15 protein-coding genes and 2 tRNA genes are annotated in these 17920 nt (G+C 64.8%); 7 read left to right on the top strand and 10 right to left on the bottom strand.

What is annotated here, in order from left to right; genetic code table 11:
* Positions 1-27 precede the first annotated feature (27 nt).
* The 8 genes from rseP to rpsB form a co-directional block, all read right to left on the bottom strand.
* On the bottom strand, positions 28-1392 hold the full coding sequence (gene rseP, locus C380_RS09100; RefSeq protein WP_015013558.1) for an RIP metalloprotease RseP: 1365 nt from the start codon (positions 1390-1392) through the stop codon (positions 28-30).
* Between the two features lie 29 nt (positions 1393-1421).
* Entirely contained in the window at positions 1422-2603 is a 1182-nt protein-coding gene (ispC, locus tag C380_RS09095; RefSeq protein WP_015013557.1) for a 1-deoxy-D-xylulose-5-phosphate reductoisomerase, read from the bottom strand.
* Positions 2600-3454, bottom strand: a complete 855-nt coding sequence (locus C380_RS09090; RefSeq protein WP_015013556.1) for a phosphatidate cytidylyltransferase — start codon at positions 3452-3454, stop codon at positions 2600-2602. Before C380_RS09090 ends, ispC begins: the two co-directional genes overlap by 4 nt.
* A gap of 27 nt (positions 3455-3481) precedes the next feature.
* Positions 3482-4213 carry a polyprenyl diphosphate synthase gene (uppS, locus tag C380_RS09085; RefSeq protein ID WP_043566300.1) on the bottom strand — a complete coding sequence of 244 codons (732 nt, stop codon included), beginning with the start codon at positions 4211-4213 and terminating at the stop codon, positions 3482-3484.
* Between the two features lie 23 nt (positions 4214-4236).
* On the bottom strand, positions 4237-4797 hold the full coding sequence (gene frr, locus C380_RS09080) for a ribosome recycling factor (RefSeq protein ID WP_015013554.1): 561 nt from the start codon (positions 4795-4797) through the stop codon (positions 4237-4239).
* Positions 4798-4846: 49 nt separating this feature from the next.
* A complete protein-coding gene (gene pyrH / locus C380_RS09075) occupies positions 4847-5569 on the bottom strand; it encodes a UMP kinase (protein WP_015013553.1) in 723 nt (240 codons plus the stop codon).
* Positions 5570-5628: 59 nt separating this feature from the next.
* Complete coding sequence (gene tsf / locus C380_RS09070) at positions 5629-6555, bottom strand: translation elongation factor Ts (protein WP_015013552.1); 927 nt, start codon at positions 6553-6555, stop codon at positions 5629-5631.
* Between the two features lie 106 nt (positions 6556-6661).
* Positions 6662-7414 carry a 30S ribosomal protein S2 gene (gene rpsB / locus C380_RS09065; RefSeq protein ID WP_015013551.1) on the bottom strand — a complete coding sequence of 251 codons (753 nt, stop codon included), beginning with the start codon at positions 7412-7414 and terminating at the stop codon, positions 6662-6664.
* A 187-nt stretch (positions 7415-7601) separates the two neighbouring features.
* On the opposite strand from rpsB, the gene C380_RS09060 reads away from it, so the two are divergent.
* From C380_RS09060 to C380_RS09050, 3 genes are all read left to right on the top strand, one after another.
* Positions 7602-8957 carry an amidase gene (locus tag C380_RS09060; RefSeq protein WP_015013550.1) on the top strand — a complete coding sequence of 452 codons (1356 nt, stop codon included), beginning with the start codon at positions 7602-7604 and terminating at the stop codon, positions 8955-8957.
* Between the two features lie 52 nt (positions 8958-9009).
* Positions 9010-10242 carry an FAD-dependent oxidoreductase gene (locus tag C380_RS09055; protein WP_015013549.1) on the top strand — a complete coding sequence of 411 codons (1233 nt, stop codon included), beginning with the start codon at positions 9010-9012 and terminating at the stop codon, positions 10240-10242.
* A gap of 84 nt (positions 10243-10326) precedes the next feature.
* The gene (locus C380_RS09050; RefSeq protein WP_015013548.1) at positions 10327-11865 is read left to right on the top strand and encodes a bifunctional ADP-dependent NAD(P)H-hydrate dehydratase/NAD(P)H-hydrate epimerase; all 1539 of its coding nucleotides are present in this window, start codon (positions 10327-10329) and stop codon (positions 11863-11865) included.
* Between the two features lie 6 nt (positions 11866-11871).
* Here the strand turns inward: C380_RS09050 and C380_RS09045 are convergent, their stop codons facing one another.
* Positions 11872-12621: an AraC family transcriptional regulator gene (locus C380_RS09045; protein ID WP_015013547.1), complete on the bottom strand. Its 750-nt coding sequence runs from the start codon at positions 12619-12621 to the stop codon at positions 11872-11874.
* 104 nt (positions 12622-12725) lie between these two features.
* On the opposite strand from C380_RS09045, the gene C380_RS09040 reads away from it, so the two are divergent.
* Complete coding sequence (locus tag C380_RS09040) at positions 12726-13724, top strand: alpha/beta fold hydrolase (protein ID WP_015013546.1); 999 nt, start codon at positions 12726-12728, stop codon at positions 13722-13724.
* 78 nt (positions 13725-13802) lie between these two features.
* Here the strand turns inward: C380_RS09040 and rnr are convergent, their stop codons facing one another.
* The gene (rnr, locus tag C380_RS09035) at positions 13803-16136 is read right to left on the bottom strand and encodes a ribonuclease R (RefSeq protein ID WP_015013545.1); all 2334 of its coding nucleotides are present in this window, start codon (positions 16134-16136) and stop codon (positions 13803-13805) included.
* Between the two features lie 19 nt (positions 16137-16155).
* Between rnr and C380_RS09030 the strand changes: the two genes are divergently transcribed.
* The 3 genes from C380_RS09030 to C380_RS09015 all read left to right on the top strand — a co-directional run bounded on the left by C380_RS09030 (position 16156) and on the right by C380_RS09015 (position 17918).
* Positions 16156-16240: transfer RNA gene (locus C380_RS09030), tRNA-Leu, on the top strand.
* Positions 16241-16506: 266 nt separating this feature from the next.
* Positions 16507-16591: transfer RNA gene (locus tag C380_RS09025), tRNA-Leu, on the top strand.
* A 98-nt stretch (positions 16592-16689) separates the two neighbouring features.
* Positions 16690-17918 (top strand): IS3 family transposase gene (locus C380_RS09015; protein WP_369750442.1). Its coding sequence is split into 2 segments (ribosomal slippage): positions 16690-17035 and positions 17035-17918, totalling 1230 coding nucleotides; the frame shifts between segments, so codons are not numbered across the junction.
* The last annotated feature ends 2 nt before the right edge of the window (positions 17919-17920 follow it).

Below are 17920 nucleotides of genomic sequence, written 5' to 3'. Positions count from 1 at the left end.
AGTTGCAGGGCAAGCGCGGCAAAAGTGTTAGCCAAAGAGCCGGGTGATATCGTTGAACAGGGCTATGGACATCATGACCAGCAGGACTGCAACGCCTCCACGCTGCAGCCGCTCCATCCATGCGTCCGACACGCCCCTGCCCGTGACACCCTCCCAAAGATAATACATCAGGTGCCCACCGTCCAAGACAGGCAGCGGCAGCAGGTTCAGCACCCCCAGGCTCACGCTGATCAGGGCCAGAAAAATGAGGTATTGCGTCAGCCCCATGCTGGCCGAGCGGCCTGCATAGTCGGCGATGGTCAAGGGCCCACTCAGGTTCTTGAGCGACGCCTCGCCGATCACCATGCGCCCCATCATGCGCAAGGTGAGCAACGACACGTCCCAGGTCTTCACCACGCCGCCCCACAGGCCATCGACCAAGCCGTAGTCCACCGTCACGAACTCCGGCGCAGCCCCTACATAGGCACCAATGCGCCCCACCGTGTTGCCAGGTTCGATCACGGCATCAGGCAACACGTCCAGCGTGATCACCTGACCGCCGCGCTCCACGCGCCAGGGCTGCGCCACCGGCTCATTGCCACGCACCGACTGCCGGATCAGCTCACGCAGCTGCTGGCCGTCCACAACATCGGTCTGGCCCACCTTGAGCACCAGATCGCCGGCGCGCAGGCCGGAGCGCTCGGCAGCGCTTTGCGCCATGACCTCGCCCAGCACGGGGCGGGTCCAGGGACCCAGGATGCCGACCTTGCGGAACAGCTGGGCGTCAGCCTCACGGCTGTCGATGCGGGACATGTCGAGAACCACCTCACGGTGGCCTGCACCCTGGGCAGATTGCACATCAAGGCGAACATTGAGCCCCTCGAGTGCACCACGGGTCAGCAGCCACCGCAGGTCTTCAAACGAACGCACCGGCTCCAGGTCTTCTGCCCCCAATGCGGCGCGCTCTACCAGTTCACCGCCCCGCAAACCGGCACTTTGCGCCACCGAGCCTGCGACCGGGCTCGCCAGAATGGCCCGGGGTTCTTCCACCCCGTTCCAGTTCACCACCGAGTACAGCAGCACTGCCAGCAACAAATTGGCGATGGGCCCGGCGGCAACGATGGCTGCACGCGACCGCAGGGGCTGGGTATTGAAGGCCAGGTGTCGCTCCTCTGCGGCGACAGGCGCTTCACGCTCGTCCAGCATGCGCACATAGCCCCCCAGGGGAAACGCACCGATCACGAACTCCGTAGAAGACCCCTGCGGCTGCCAGCGCAGCAACGGCTTGCCAAAGCCCACCGAGAACCGCAGCACCTTGACCCCACAGGCCACCGCCACGCGGTAGTGCCCATATTCGTGCACCGCAATCAACAGACCGAGGGCCACAATGAAGGCAGCGATGGTGAGCAGCATGGATGGATAGTTCCTGAACGGGACGGCAATCAGGCAGCCAGACGGCCCGCCACATGTTCTGCCGCATGGCGGGCCTGGGTATCCAGATCCAGCAATGCAGCCAGCGAATCGGGCTTGGAGGGCGAAACGGCGTCCAAAGTTGCAAGGTTGACCGAGTGAATATGGTCAAAACGCAGCCGTCCGGACAAAAAGGCGCCCACAGCCACCTCGTTCGCCGCATTCAGCACGGCAGTGGTCCCCTCGGCCGCCTTCAATGCCTGCCAGGACAGGTGCAGACCTGGGAAGCGAACGGCGTCCGCGTCTTCAAACGCGAGGGCGCTCAGGGTCGAGAAATCCAGCTTGCTGGCCCCGCTGGTGATGCGCTCGGGCCAGGACAGGCCGCAGGCAATCGGCACGCGCATGTCAGGGGTACCCAACTGCGCCAGGATGGAGGCATCCTTGAACTGCACCATGGAGTGGATGATCTGCTGCGGGTGGATGACCACCTTGATCTGGTCTGGGTGCAGGTCAAACAGCCAGCGGGCCTCGATAACCTCCAGCGCCTTGTTCATCATCGTGGCCGAATCCACGGAAATCTTGCGTCCCATCGAGAAGTTGGGGTGCGCACAGGCCTGGTCAGGGGTGATCTGTGACAGCGTGGACGGGTCCCGCTGGCGGAACGGGCCGCCCGAAGCCGTTAGCAGGATGCTGTCCACGCGGTCAGACCAGGTGGCAGGGTCTTCTGGCAGGCACTGAAAGATGGCCGAGTGTTCGCTGTCAATGGGCAGCAACGTGGCGCCACCGTCGCGCACGGTCTGCATGAACAACCCGCCGCCCACCACCAGGGCCTCCTTGTTCGCCAGCAGCAATCGCTTGCCCGCACGGGCCGCAGCCAGACAGGGCGCAAGACCGGCCGCCCCCACGATGGCAGCCATCACGGCATCCACATCATCGTGCGACGCTATCATTTCAAGAGCATCTTGCGCTTGAATGACTTGCGTTGGAAGGCCATTTGCCTGCAATTTTTCAGCCAAGACAGCCGCATGCGGAGCGCTGGCCATCACCGCATAACGCGGGCGAAACTGCGCGCACTGCGCCAGCAAAAGATCCACTTGCGTCGCCGCACTCAGGGCAAACACCTCGAAGCGCTCGGGGTGGCAGGCCACCACATCCAGCGTGCTGGTCCCGATGGAGCCGGTGGAACCGAGAACGGTGAGTCGTTGTTTCTTCATAGGGTTGTCAGGCTCGTGAGCATCATGGCCAGGGGCAGTGTGGGCAACAAGGCATCCACGCGGTCGAGCACGCCGCCGTGCCCTGGCAACAGGCCACTGCTGTCCTTGACTCCTGCGCTGCGCTTGATGAGCGACTCCACCAGGTCACCCGACACGCTCATGGCCACCATGAACAACGCCGCAATCACCAGCAACCACCAGCCCTGCTGCGCCATGCGGCTGTAAAAACTGGGCACCGACGCCTGCCAGTGGGCATCCGCCAATACCCAGACGAAGGCCATCACCATCACCCCTGCCAGGCCGCCCCATACACCTTCCCAGCTCTTGCCGGGGCTGATCGAGGGCGCCAGCTTGCCCTTGGTAAACCGCAACCCGAATGCGCGCCCCGCAAAGTAGGCAAAGATGTCCGCCACCCACACCAGCAGCAGCACCGACAGCAAAAAGTTGATGCCCACATTGCGGGCCTGCACCACGGCCAGCCACGCGAGCCACAAGGCGAGCACGCCAGCCACCAGACGCACACCGGCTGGTATGCGGGGCCAGCCGGGCACTCCGGCCTTGAGCAGCCAGGCAGCCGCCAGAACCCACAGCCCGCCGCCCACCACCCAGAGGGCTGTCAACGGACGATCCACCCAGCCCAACGCCCACGACCCAGCACACAAGGCCACACAGGCCACACCCACGGCCACGGAGCCCGCCTGGCCAAAACCGCTCAGACGCCCCCATTCCCAGGCACCGGCAGCCATCAAAACCAGCACCACCAGCGTGAACGGGACGGTGTTGGCGTAGAAAAGCGCCGGCAGCAAAATGACCAGCAGAACCAAGGCGGTGATGACGCGCTGTTGAAGCATGGGGGCTTTCAGAACCTGTTCAGGTTCTCAACCCGGCATCGGATCAGGATGCGCGGACAGAATCTGTTCAGAGGTTTTGCCAAAACGGCGCTCGCGGCGGCTGAAGGCGTCAATGGCTTCGTCCAAGGCGGACTCATCGAAATCGGGCCACAACCGGTCGCTGAAGAAAAACTCGGAGTATGCCGACTGCCAGAGCAAAAAGTTGCTGATCCGCATCTCTCCCCCGGTGCGGATCACCAGATCGGGATCTGGCACATGGGCGAGGCCCATCGCGCTGTGCAGACTGGCCTCCGTGATGGGCTCACCCCGCGCAGCCAGCGACGCAGCCGCCTGGGCGATGTCCCAACGGCCTCCGTAGTTGAAGCAGACGTTGAGCACCAGGCGCGTGTTGTTCGCCGTGGCCGCTTCGGCCTGACCCAGACCGTCTCGTACCTTGGGCGAAAGGCTGTCCCGCTCGCCCACAAAATGAAGGCGCACACCGTCCTTCTTGAGCTGCGGCACCTCGCGCGCCAAGGCCATCGCCAGCAGTTCCATGAGGCCGGAGACCTCGTCGGCAGGGCGATTCCAATTTTCAGAAGAGAAGGCAAAAACGGTGAGCACACGCACGCCGCGCTGCACGCAAGCGCGTGCGCAGCGGCGCAGTGAGTCAACCCCTTGTTTATGGCCCGCCAGGCGCGGCAAAAAGCGGCGCGTGGCCCATCGGCCGTTGCCATCCATGACGATGGCAATGTGGTGCGGAACCACCGGAGATGCAGACATGGAAATGTTCAAGCCCTGGGGGCTCAAACCGCCATGATTTCCTGCTCTTTGGCCGCCACCAGCGCATCGATCTCGGCGATGTGCTTGTCGGTGAACTTTTGCACGTCGGTTTCGGCGCGCTTCTGGTCATCTTCGGACGCGAGCTTGTCCTTGACCAGCTTCTTGACGGACTCGTTGGCATCGCGGCGCAGGTTGCGCACGGCGATCTTGGCGCTCTCGCCCTCGTTGCGAGCGAGCTTGGTCATTTCCTTGCGGCGCTCTTCGCTCATCGGGGGCATGGGCACGCGGATCAGGTCGCCCATGGAAGCCGGGTTCAAACCCAGGTCGCTTTCGCGAATGGCCTTTTCAATCTTGGCGCCCATGCCCTTTTCCCAGGGCTGCACGCTGATAGTGCGCGAGTCGATCAGCGCCACGTTGGCCACCTGGCTCAGAGGCACCATGGAGCCGTAGTACTCCACTTGCACCGTATCGAGCAGTGCGGGGTTGGCACGGCCCGTGCGGATCTTCTGCAGGTTGTTCTTGAACGCTGTGATGGACTGGTCCATCTTGGTTTCAGCGGTTTTCTTGATGTCGGCAATCGTCATGTTTTCTCCTGGGGCCGACCCGCATCCGGTGCGGGTCCATCCATCGTGATCAAGCGTAAACCAGCGTACCCTCGTCCTCGCCCATCACCACGCGCTTCAGGGCGCCATGCTTGATGATCGAGAACACCTTCACCGGCAGCTTCTGGTCGCGGCACAAGGCAAAAGCGGTCGCATCCATGATGCCCAGGTTGCGGGACATGGCCTCGTCAAAACTCAGCTTGGTGTAGCGCGTGGCGGTGGGGTCCTTCTGGGGGTCGGCAGTATAAACGCCGTCCACCTTGGTGGCCTTGAGCACCAGCTCGGCCCCGATCTCCGCACCGCGCAACGCTGCGGCGGTGTCCGTGGTGAAAAAGGGATTGCCCGTGCCTGCGGCAAACACAACGACCTTGCCCTCTTCGAGGTATTGCAAGGCCTTGGGGCGCACATAGGGCTCAACCACCTGCTCGATGGCGATGGCGGACATCACGCGGGCCACCAGGCCCTGCTTGTCCATGGCATCGGCCAGGGCCAGGGCGTTCATCACGGTGGCCAGCATGCCCATGTAGTCGGCAGTGGCACGGTCCATACCGACCGAGCCCCCGGCGACGCCACGGAAGATATTGCCCCCACCGATCACCACGGCCACCTGGACACCCAGGCGGGTCACTTCGGCGATCTCCTCGACCATGCGCACGATGGTGGCGCGGTTGATACCGAAGGAGTCATCCCCCATCAGCGCCTCACCAGACAGCTTGAGCAGAATGCGCTTGTGGGCTGGTGCGGCGTGGGACATGGGAAATCTCTCCGGTAAGTGGTGCGAGGCTTGGGTGGGGTGGTTACTGCAGGGAACGATCAGGCAGCGGCCTTGGCGGCAGCCACCTGGGCAGCCACTTCAGCAGCGAAGTCGTCGACCTTCTTCTCAATGCCTTCGCCCACCACGTACAGGGTGAAGCCCTTCACGTTGGTGTTGGCGGCCTTGAGCATCTGGGCCACGGTTTGCTTGCCGTCGGCCGCCTTCACGAAGACCTGGTCGGCCAGCGAGACTTCCTTGAGGTACTTCTGCACAGCGCCGTCGATGCGCTTGGCCGTGATTTCGGCGCTTTGTGCGGGCTTGCCAGCTGCCACGAGTTCCTTGTTGGCTTCGTCGGCCTTGCCTTCAGCCACCGAGCGCTCTTTGGCGATCAGGTCGGCGGGCACGTCGGCGCTGGTCAGGGCCACGGGCTTCATGGCGGCCACGTGCATGGCGACGTCCTTGGCGGCAGTGGCGTCGCCGTCGAACTCGACGACCACACCAATGCGCGAGCCGTGCAGGTAGGCAGCCAGGTTGGAGCCGCTGAAGCGCTTGAAGCGGCGGAACGACATGTTCTCGCCGATCTTGCCGATCAGGCCCTTACGCACATCTTCCAGCGTGGGGCCGAAGCTGTCTTGCTCGTAGGGCAGCGCACCCAGGGCTTCCACCGTGGCGGGGTTGTGCAGTGCCACCAGCTTGGCAGCGGCGTTGGCCATGGCGATGAAGCTGTCGTTCTTGGAGACGAAGTCGGTTTCGCTGTTGACTTCGACCAGAGCACCGGTCGTGCCGTCGATGTAGCTGGCGACCACGCCTTCCGCCGTGACGCGCGATGCGGCCTTGCCAGCCTTGGTGCCCAGCTTGACGCGCAGCAGCTCTTCCGCCTTGGCCATGTCGCCGTCGGCTTCGGTCAGTGCCTTCTTGCATTCCATCATGGGGGCATCGGTCTTGCCACGCAGTTCAGCCACCATGCTTGCGGTAATTGCAGCCATCTTTATTCCTTCAGTGTTCAGTTCAGTCAGTTCAGATTCGGGCTAAAAAAAAGGGGGCTCACCAGGGGCCCCGCTTTTGTTCGCGACGGATCGCGCAGCCGGGCTATCAGGCAGCGGCTTCTTGCACTTCCACGAATTCGTCGGTGCTCTCGCCAGCGGCGGCCTTCACGACTTCGTTCACGGCGTTGGCGCGGCCTTCGATGATCGCGTCAGCGATGCCACGGGCATACAGCGTCACGGCCTTGGCCGAGTCGTCGTTGCCGGGGATCACGTAGTCAATGCCTTCGGGCGAGTGGTTGGTATCCACCACACCGATCAGCGGAATGCCCAGCTTCTTGGCTTCAGCCACGGCGATCTTGTGGAAGCCCACGTCGATGATGAAGATGGCGTCGGGCAGAGCAGCCATATCCTGGATGCCGCCGATGTCCTTTTCGAGCTTTTCGATTTCGCGGGAGAACGTCAGTTGCTCCTTCTTGCTCAGGTTTTCGAGGCCAGCTTCTTGCTGGGCCTTCATGTCCTTCAGGCGCTTGATCGAAGTCTTCACGGTCTTGAAGTTCGTCAGCATGCCGCCCAGCCAGCGCTGGTCCACGAAAGGCACGCCAGCGCGTTGCGCTTCGGTGGCCAGGATTTCACGGGCTTGGCGCTTCGTGCCGACCATCAGGATCGTGCCGCGGTTGGCAGCCAGTTGCTTGGCGAACTTTTGGGCTTCCTGGAACAGTGGCAGCGACTTTTCCAGGTTGATGATGTGAATCTTGTTGCGATGGCCGAAGATGTAGGGGGCCATCTTGGGGTTCCAGAAGCGGGTTTGGTGACCGAAGTGGACACCGGCTTCCAGCATTTCGCGCATGGTAACGGACATAAAAATACTCCAAAGGTTAGGTCTAAAATCAGCCCCAATATTTGCAGTGCCGTGATCCTCACGAACACCGCAACACCTTGACAGGGCTGCTTTGCGATTGGTCTTGCCGCAGCGGCCACGCGGGTTGTGCAAACTTTGCACCACTGCGCTACTGCTCCCAGCAAAACCCAAAGATTCTAGCACACCCATGCTCCCTGACCTGATCGCCACCCGTGAGCAACTGCGGGACGGCGCCACCACCGCGCCCGCCGAGCTGGAGCGCTGCATCGACGCCGCCCAGGCTGCATCCAACACCCACAGCTTTGTCCGCACGCTGTTTGACGAAGCACGCACCACGGCGGTGCAGCCGGGTGTGGCCCAGTTGCCTCTTGCCGGACTGGCCGTGTCGGTGAAGGACTTGTTTGACATCGCCGGGCAACCGACTCCGGCGGGTTCTACCGCGCTCGCAGACGCTCCTGCAGCCGCCGAGGACTGCCCGGCTGTAGCCCGACTGCGCGCAGCGGGCGCCAGCCTGATCGGCCGCACCAACATGGTGGAATTCGCCTTCTCCGGCGTAGGCGTCAACCCCCACTACGGCACGCCCGCTGCCTGGGATAACCGGTTTGGCGCCCTGCCCGGCGCGCCCCGGGTGCCCGGCGGGTCTTCGTCCGGCGCTGGGGTGTCGGTGGCCACCGGCGCGGCGTTCATCGGGCTGGGGTCGGACACCGGAGGGTCCATCCGCATTCCCGCCGCCCTCAATGGCATTGTGGGTTTCAAGAACACGGCCCGGCTGGTGCCGACCGCAGGCGCCGTGCCGCTGTCCACCACCCTGGACACCGCCTGCGCCATCACGCGCACCGTGCGCGACGCCATCGTGGCGCACGAGGTGCTGGCCGCCCGGCGCGTGACGCGCAGCCTGGCGCCGCTGTCGCAATACCGGCTGGCCGTCCCATCCACCCTCCTCCTCGACGGGCTGGACACCACCGTGGCCCGCGCCTTTGAGCGCAGTGTGGAAGCCTTGCGCCAGGCGGGCGCCCAGATCGACACCATCGCCCTGCCCGCCGTGCTGGAGCAGCCCGCCTACGGCTTTGCCGCCCCCGAGGCCTACGCGTGGCACCGCGCGCTGCTGCAGCGCGCAGGCGACCGCTACGACCCCCGGGTGCGCATGCGCATCGAAAAAGGCGCCACGCTGATGGCCTGGGAATACATCGACCTGCTGCAGGCGCGCCAGCAATGGATTGCGCGCATGCTCGCCGACATGGAGCCCTACGACGCCCTGCTCTCCCCCACCGTGCCCATCGTGGCGCCACTGCTGGCCGATGTCGCCCCCGCAGATGGTGTGGACAAGGCCCAGGACGCAGCCCGCGATGCCGAGTTCTTCCGCGTGAACAACCTGCTGCTGCGCAACACCAGCGTGGTCAACCTGCTGGACGGCTGCGCGCTGTCCCTGCCCTGCCATGTGCAAGGGGAACTCCCGGTCGGGCTGATGGTCTGGCACGGGGCACTCCGGGATGACACGGTGCTCAACATCAGCCTGCAGATCGAGCAAACACTACAAAAATAATAGCTACCAGCGCATGATCCACTTGCGCTTGAAGCCAAAAACACCCAAATTCATGAAGATTGCCATCGTGGGCGCCGGCATTGTCGGCGTCACCACCGCGTACGAACTGGCCAGCGACGGCCACGAAGTCACGGTGTTTGAACAGCGCAGTGCGGCCGCCGAGGAGGCCAGCTTTGCCACTGCCGGGCTCCTGGCGCCCCACCTGCTCAGCCCCTGGGCGCTGCCGGGCTTCGGCCAGCCACTGCGGCTGATGGGCGCACAGGCCACCCTGCGCGTGGCAGGCGGCCTGACCCGTGCCAACTGGTCCTGGCTGCGGCGTTGGCGCAGCACGGCGCGCAGCAACAGCGCCCCGGCCGCTGCTGTCGAGCGCTTGGCGCAATACAGCCAGGCACGCCTGCAGGCCATTGCCAGCCAGCACGAGCTGGACTTTGAAGCCAGCGACGGCCGCCTGGTGCTGCTGCGCACGGAGGAAGACAGCGCCCGCCTGCAACCCGCGCTGCAAGTGCTGCGCGACAACGGCGTGGCCCTGCGCGAGATCGACGCCGATGCAGCACGCCAGATCGAGCCCGGCCTCTCGCCCGAGGCGCCGCTGGCGGGCGCCATCCACCTGCCCGATGCGCGCGCAGGCAACTGCCGGCTGTTCGCGCAGCTGCTGCGCCAGGGCATCCAGGGGGCGAGTGTGCAGTTTGTGTTCAACACCCGGGTGGACCGCGTCGGCACCAGCCCCACCGGCGTGGTGCTGCAGGGCGAAACAGACCTGCGCCGCTTTGATGCCGTGGTGCTGTGCGCGGGCATGGCATCGGCCACGCTGCTGCCCGCACTGGGCCTGGGCCTGCCCATGGCAGCCGTCTATGGCTACTCCGTGAGCGCCCCGCTGCGCGAATCCACCCACGCCCCGCGCGCCAGCGTGGTCGATGCGGGCCAGCAAATCTCCATCACCCGCCTGGGCCAGCGCGTGCGCATTGCCGGCGGCGCCGAACTGGCGGGGGCCGAGGCCGAGCACCACACCCCCACGTTGCAGCGTCTGTACCGCACGCTGAACGACTGGTTCCCCGGTGGCGCCCAGCTGTCATCCAACCTGCAGATCTGGCGCGGCGCGCGAACCATGCTGCCCGACGGTGCCCCGGTGGTGGGCGCCAGCGGCGTGCCGGGCCTGTGGCTCAACACCGGCCACGGCGCAGGGGGCTGGGCCCTGGCCTGCGGCAGTGCGCGGGCACTGGCCGACCTGATCGCGCAGCGCGAACCCGAGGTGCCGCTGGACGGGCTGGGCATGCGGCGGTTCTGACCCCACCTGGGATATTTTCAAAGCGGGAAGCGGCGGCGCACAATGGCAGGCGCCTGCCGTTTGCAGCGCCCCTGCCCTCGCCCCATGCACCGCATCGCCCCCCACCAGCCTCATCCCCTGTTCAACACAGCCGCCACACGCCGCCTGGAGAAAGCGGCGGCGGCCACCCTGCCCCCACATACCCTCATGCAACGCGCCGGCCTGGCCGTGGCGCAACTGGCCCAGGCATTGGCTCCGCACGCACGCACCGTTTGGATTGCCTGCGGCCCCGGCAACAACGGTGGTGACGGGCTGGAGGCCGCGATGCACCTGCAACGCAGTGGCCGCAAAGTGGTCGTGACCTGGCTGGGCCAGCCCGATACGGCCCCGGCCGACGCCAAGGCATCGTGGCAGCGCGCGCGGGATGCAGGCGTGGCCTGGGCAGACACAGCACCCGACGACCTGGATGCCAACGACTTGTGCATCGATGCACTGCTGGGCATTGGCGTCTCGTCTTCACCCGGCAGCGCTGCGCGCGCACCCGATGCCCGACTCCAGGCCTGTCTGCAAGCCCTGAACCACAGTCCGGCGCCCGTGCTGGCCGTGGACCTGCCCAGCGGGCTGGACGCAGACACCGGCCAGTTTGCTGCAGGCCTCACGCCCGATACCGCACCCCACCCGCACTACCTCCTCCGCCAGCGCACGCCCCCGCCACGCCACACGCTGAGCCTGCTCACCCTCAAGCCCGGCCTGTTCACCGCTGCCGGGCGGGACGCAGCAGGCCAAGTCTGGCTGGATGATCTGGGCGTAGAACCCGGGCATGAGCCGCCCAACGCCTGGCTCTCTGGCCCCGCCCTCCCTGCTCCCCGCGCCCATGCCAGCCACAAGGGCAGCTATGGCGATGTCGCCGTGGTGGGTGGCGAAGGTTTGGCAGCACGCGGCATGGGCATGGCGGGCGCCGCCTTGCTGGCCGCATCGGCTGCCCTGCACAGCGGTGCGGGCCGGGTGCTGGTGGCGCTGCTGGACGACGGGCATCTGCAACTGGACCCGCAGCAGCCTGAACTGATGCTGCGCCGCTTTGACGCGCTGGCGCTGGAGCAGCTCACCGTGGTCTGCGGCTGTGGCGGCGGCCAGGCCATCGCACACGTGCTGCCCGAAGTCATCCCCCGCGCAGCGCGCCTGGTGCTGGATGCCGATGCACTCAACACCATCGCCACCCAGGCCGCATTGCATGCGCTGGTGGTGGCACGTGGGCAGCATGGGCAGCCCACGGTCATCACCCCCCACCCGCTGGAGGCCGCGCGCCTGCTGGGCCTGACCACGGCCGAGGTCCAGGCCGACCGACTGGATGCCGCGCAACAACTTGCAGACCAGTTCAACTGCGTGGCTGTGCTCAAGGGTTCGGGTACCGTGATTGCCGCCCCCGACCGCGTCCCGGCCATCAACCCCACGGGCAATGCGCGGCTGGCCACGGCGGGCACGGGCGATGTGCTGGCGGGCATGGTGGGCGCGCACCTGGCCGCTGGCGCCAGCGCATGGCGTGCAGCGAGCGAAGCGGTGTACCAGCACGGACAGGCCGCAGATGCGTGGCCTGCGGGCCTGGCCCTTACCGCCAGCGCACTGGCCCGGCGCGTGGGCGGGTGACAGGGGTCAATCCAACAGCGTGACCTGCTTCAGCGGCTTGAGCACGCTCGACGGCATCATGCCAAAGGTCTGGCGGAACATGCGGCTGAAATGCGCCGAGTCCGCAAAGTCGCCGTGCAGCGCCGCATCCGTCAGGCGCGGGCTGACTGCCAGCCCGGCCATGGCCAGGCGCACTTGCGACCACACGCGGTAGCTGCGCAGGCTCACGCCCATTTCGGCGCGGAACAAATGGTTGAAGCGCGAGGCCGACAGCTGCACCCCGGACGCTAGCCCCGAACGCGCCAGACGCCCCTGCTCCTGCTGCGGGCGGCGCAGGGCATTCAGGCTATGGGCCACGCGCGGGTCCAGCGGAGGCGCCGCCTGCAGCAGATGGTGCTGAAGCAGGGCCGGTAGATCAAAGGCGCGCAGATGGCCCTCGATGGCCGCACGCGCACCCACCGGCGTTGCCACATCCAGCAGCACGCCACCCTGCTGCCGGAACACACTGCGCAGGCTGCGCGCCTCCGGCGAGTCGGGCTCCAGGTACACCAGCGCCACCACTTCACCGCAGGGGTCGAACAGATGCTCCACCCCGGCATCCACCAGCGCGCTGTGGCAGGTCTCCATCCGCCCCGCACCCCAGTGCAACGCAAACCGGCCCGAGAGCCCCATCAGCAGCACGGGCGATGCATGGCAGTGCCAACCCGTAGCCGGGATCTCGCCCACGTACAGCGCGCGGTCAATGCCCAGCGTCAGGGTGTTCGTGCGCTGCGGCATAGCCCAAACCTACAAGTCTTGCGGCACGGTTGTCGGTAGCCTTGCCCGGCCCCAGCGCACCCTCGCAGCGCCACGCATCCCATCGTTCTTTTGGAGACTGGTTCTTGAAACGCATTGCCTTCTTTTCTATTGCCGCCGCTCTGGCCCTGTGCTGCGTAGGCCTCTACTACGGCGCACCGTCGCTGCTGAAGGAGCCCCTGCTCCACCTCAACCGCAGCCTCTCGGGCATGGAAGAGAAAACCACCACTGCTGCGCTGCACGCCATTCACTACCTGGACAGCGGTGCGCCATCCCAACCGGCGCCCGGCAACCCGAGCGCCACGCCCCTGGTGCTGCTGCACGGCATTTTTGCGGAGAAGGACCATTGGGTGGATTTTGCGCGCCCCCTCACTGGGCAGTACCGGGTGATTGCCCCAGACTTCCCCGGTTTTGGCGAAAGCACGCGGCTGAACGACCAACCTTACGACTACGCCGCGCACATCCAACGCCTGGGCGCGCTGCTGGACGCGCTGGGCATTGAGAAGGCCCACCTCGCGGGCAACTCCATGGGCGGCACCATTGCCGCGCTGTTTGCGCTGCAGCACCCCGAGCGCGTGGCCAGCGTGGCTTTCATCGGCGCGCCCCATGGCATCCGCTCACCACAGCCCAGCACCATGGACCGCCTTATCGACGCCGGGCAACGCCCGCTGGTGGCCCACGACGCCGCAGCCTTCCGCGCCATGATGGACCTAGTGTTTGAAAAACGCCCGTTCCTGCCGTACCCCATCCTGCACGCCACGGAGCAGGCAGCACTGCGCAATGCCCCGTCCAACGCCCGCCTGTGGGATGCGCAGCTCAAAGACCGCTATCTGCTGGAGCAACGGCTGGGCGACTTGCAGCAGCACCGCGTGCTCGTGTTGTGGGGCGATAAAGACCGCGTGTTTGACCGTTCGGGCCTTCAGCCTTTGCAAAAGCTATTGCCCCAAGCGCAACTGGAGGCCCTGCCCGGCATCGGCCATCTGCCCATGATGGAAGCGCCCGCCGACACGGCGCACAGGTATGCGCGCTTTCTGGATCAAAACGAAGCCAGCTCACCAATAAAAATAGCCGCTAGCGCATGTTAAATATGCGCTAGCGGCTATCAATTAAGTAGCAATTTGCAAGCTGAACTGGAAGCCCTCAGGCCCACCAGCACAGGGCCGTCAGCCGCGGCGTGGCTTGCGCGCCTTGCCCTTGCTGGACTTGCCCGCCACCGCCTTCTTGACCGACGCCTTCAGCGACTGCATGGGCGAACGCGCCGCGCGCTCGCGGGTCAGGCCTGCCTTTTCGGTGGCCGACATCGCAGCGCCCTTGTCGGCCTTGCGGCCACCCGCACGGCCACCGGCCTTGCGGGCCCCGCCGCCTGCACCATCAGCGCCAACACCCTTGTCCTTGAGCGCACGGCCCAGCAGCTCTTCGCCTTCGCGTACCAGGCGGAAGTCGATCTTGCGGCCATCCAGGTCCACACGGCTCACCTGCACCCGCACGCGGGCACCAATGGCATAACGGATGCCCGTGCGTTCGCCACGCAGCTCCTGGCGTGCTTCATCGAACTTGAAGTATTCGCCGCCCAACTCGGTGATGTGCACCAGGCCTTCGACATACATCGCATCCAGCGTCACGAAGATGCCGAAGCTGGTCGCGGCGCTCACCACGCCGCTGTATTCTTCACCCAGGTGCTCGCGCATGTACTTGCACTTGAGCCAGGCTTCCACGTCGCGGCTGGCCTCATCGGCGCGGCGCTCGTTGGCACTGCAGTGCAGGCCAGCAGCTTCCCAGGCCTGGGTTTCGCGGCTGGGCGGCTTGACGTCCTTGCGCGGCTTGGTGCCAGGTGCGGCCACACGTGCTGCCAGGCGCTTGGCCAGCTTGGCATGGGCCTCGCCCGGTGTGGGCAGTGCAGGTAGCTTGTACTGCGTTTTGTTCAGGATGGCCTTGATGACCCGGTGCACCAGCAGGTCGGGGTAGCGACGAATGGGGCTGGTGAAGTGGGTGTAGGCATCAAAGGCCAGCCCGAAGTGGCCGCTGTTGATGGGCGTGTAGATGGCCTGCTGCATGGAGCGCAGCAGCATGGTGTGGATCTGCTGCGCGTCGGGCCGCTCCTTGGTCGCCTCGGCAATCGCCTGGAAGTCACCCGGCTTGGGGTCGTCGCCAATCGTCATGCCCACAGCCATGGCCTTGAGGTAGTTGCGCAGGATCTCCTGCTTCTCGGGCGTTGGGCCTTCGTGCACGCGGAACAGGCCAGGCTGGCCGCCCTGCGCGATGAAGTCAGCGCTGCACACGTTGGCGGCCAGCATGGCTTCTTCGATAAGCTTGTGCGCATCGTTACGGGTGCGGGGAACGATCTTCTCGATGCGGCCGTTTTCGTCACAGACGATCTGTGTCTCGGTGGTTTCGAAGTCCACCGCGCCGCGCGCTTGGCGTGCCACCAGCAACGCGCGGTACACATCGTGCAGGTTGAGCAGGTCCTTGACCCGGTCCTTGCGCTTGCTGGCTTCGGGTCCGCGCGTGTTGGCCAGGATGGCTGCCACCTCGGTATACGTAAAGCGCGCGTGGCTGAACATCACAGCCGGGTAGAACTGGTAGGCGTGCACCTCGCCTTTAGCCGTGACCAGCATGTCGCAGACCATGCACAGGCGCTCCACCTCGGGGTTGAGCGAACACAGGCCGTTGGACAGCTTCTCGGGCAGCATGGGAATCACGCGGCGCGGGAAGTAGACGCTGGTAGCGCGGTCGTAGGCGTCGATGTCGATGGCGCTGCCGGTCTCCACGTAGTGGCTCACGTCGGCAATGGCCACCAGCAGGCGCCAGCCCTTGCTGCGGCCGACCTTGGCGGGCTCGCAGTACACGGCATCGTCGAAGTCGCGCGCGTCTTCGCCGTCGATGGTGACCAGGGGCACGTCGGTCAGGTCTACGCGGCGTTTCTTGTCCTGCGCACGCACCTTGTCGGGCAGGGCTTTGGCCTGGGCCAGGCATTCCTCTGAGAATTCGTGTGGCACGCCGTACTTGCGCACGGCAATCTCGATCTCCATGCCCGGGTCGTCGACTTCACCCAGCACCTCGGTGATGCGGCCCACAGGCTGGCCAAACAGCGCGGGCGGCTCGGTCAGCTCGACCACCACGACCTGTCCCGGCTTGGCGGCGCCGGTGGCCCCCTTGGGGATCAGCACATCCTGGCCGTAGCGCTTGTCCTCCGGCGCCACCAGCCAGACACCGCTTTCCTGCAGCAGGCGGCCGATGATGGGCTGTGGCGGGCGCTCGATGATTTCCACAACGCGGCCTTCGGGCCGGCCACGGCGGTCCTGGCGCACGATGCGCACACGCACGCGGTCCTTGTGCAGGACGGCGCGCATTTCATTCGGGGGAATATAGATATCGCCTTCGCCATCGTCGCGGATGACGAAACCGTGTCCATCACGGTGCCCTTGCACGCTGCCTTCGATCTCTTGCGACAAATGTGGAGCGGGCTGCGTGCCGGAGGTGGATTTTTTGTTATACAATCTTAGTCTTTCCTGAAATGCCCAGGTGGCGGAATTGGTAGACGCACTAGTTTCAGGTACTAGCGAGTAACATCGTGGAGGTTCGAGTCCTCTCCTGGGCACCAAGTTTAACGAGAACCAGCCAAGGTTTTCAAAATATCGAAGCCGCTGCACATACAGCGGCTTTTTTATTTTCCGGCGCGTCATGCACACGCAAAAACACCCAGCCCTGCCGGGCCAGACCCGGCGCGGCGGTCGGGCCATGCGGGAGGTTGTGGTGACCGCGACAAGCCAGCCCCCGCGCCTGGACCTTCGCACAAAATTTTCAAAAAAATGAGCAAGTTCTCCGAATGCCCCAAAAAACATCCTATAATTCGAAGCTGATCTGAAAGCCCAGGTGGCGGAATTGGTAGACGCACTAGTTTCAGGTACTAGCGAGTAACATCGTGGAGGTTCGAGTCCTCTCCTGGGCACCAAACACATAAAAAGCCGTTGCATTCGCAACGGCTTTTTTGTTTTCCAGACCCGTCCTGCCTGGCGTTGACACGAGGACCTTTCAAAAAGGGTATGTGTCATGGAATCAAGTGTCAAACGCACGCAGCGCGACTACACACTGGCCTTTAAGTTGGCGGTGGTGGAGCAGGTGGAAAAAGGCGAGCTCACGTACAAACAGGCGCAGCAGCACTACGGCATCCAGGGTCGCTCGACGGTTCTGGTCTGGCTGCGCAAGCACGGTCGCCTGGGCTGGAGTCCTGCGGCATCATCTGCAGCCATGCCGATAGACAAGAAGAACACTGTTGCTCTCACGCCCGAGCAGCAGATCAAGGCGCTGCAGGTGCAGCTCGCACAGGCGCAGGAGAAGGCCAGGCTATTCGAAGCCGTCATCGACGTGCTGCGCAAGGACTATGGGGTGCGCATCGTAAAAAAGCCTTTGGGCAAGTCCTCGCGCAAAACCTCATCGCAGGGTTGAGCGTGAAGAGGGCTTGCCAGCATATGGGCCACAGCCGTCAGGCGTATTACCAGGGTAGGCGCCGCGAGGCCGATCGCTTGGCGAATGCGCAGACGGTGGTGGAGTTGGTGCGCGAGCAGCGCATGCGCCAACCACGCATAGGCACGCGCAAGCTGCACCACTTATTGCAGGAGCCGCTACAGCGCCGAGGCATCGACTTGGGCCGCGATGCAATGTTCGACGTCCTGCGCAATGCCAGGCTGCTGGTGGCACCCCGGCGGGCGTATCACAAGACAACAGACAGTCACCACCGCTTCAGGCACCATCCGAACCTTCTCAAGGTAGGGCCGCAACAGATCCACGCCAGCGGCAGCGAGCAGGTCTGGGTGGCTGACATCACCTACTTGCCCACACACGGCAAGTTCGTCTATCTGAGCCTGGTCACGGATGCGTATTCCAGGAAGATCGTCGGCTGGCACGTGCATGAGAGCCTGCAGACCGAAGAGGTGGCGCAGGCCATGAAGATGGCGCTCTCGGGGCGACAGAGCAGCCGACAGTTGGTGCACCACTCCGACAGGGGTATCCAGTACTGCGCGACGTACTACCAGGCCCTGCACAAGCGCCACGGCGTGATCTGCTCGATGACGGACGGCTACGACTGCTACCAGAACGCGCTGGCCGAGCGGGTCAATGGCATCTTGAAGAGTGAGTTCTTGCTGCAGCGCCCCGCCGATCTGGGGCAGGCCAGACGCATGGTCGAGCAGTCAGTCGACATCTATAACTGCGAGCGACCGCATCTGTCGCTGAAAATGCAAACGCCCGATGCAGTGCATCGGGCGTCATTGGCCGGATAGTC

This window comes from Acidovorax sp. KKS102 (genome assembly GCF_000302535.1).
GTDB lineage: Bacteria > Pseudomonadota > Gammaproteobacteria > Burkholderiales > Burkholderiaceae_C > Acidovorax.
The sequence above is the reverse complement of the archived record's forward strand: the minus strand, read 5'-3'. Positions and strand labels throughout refer to the sequence as shown.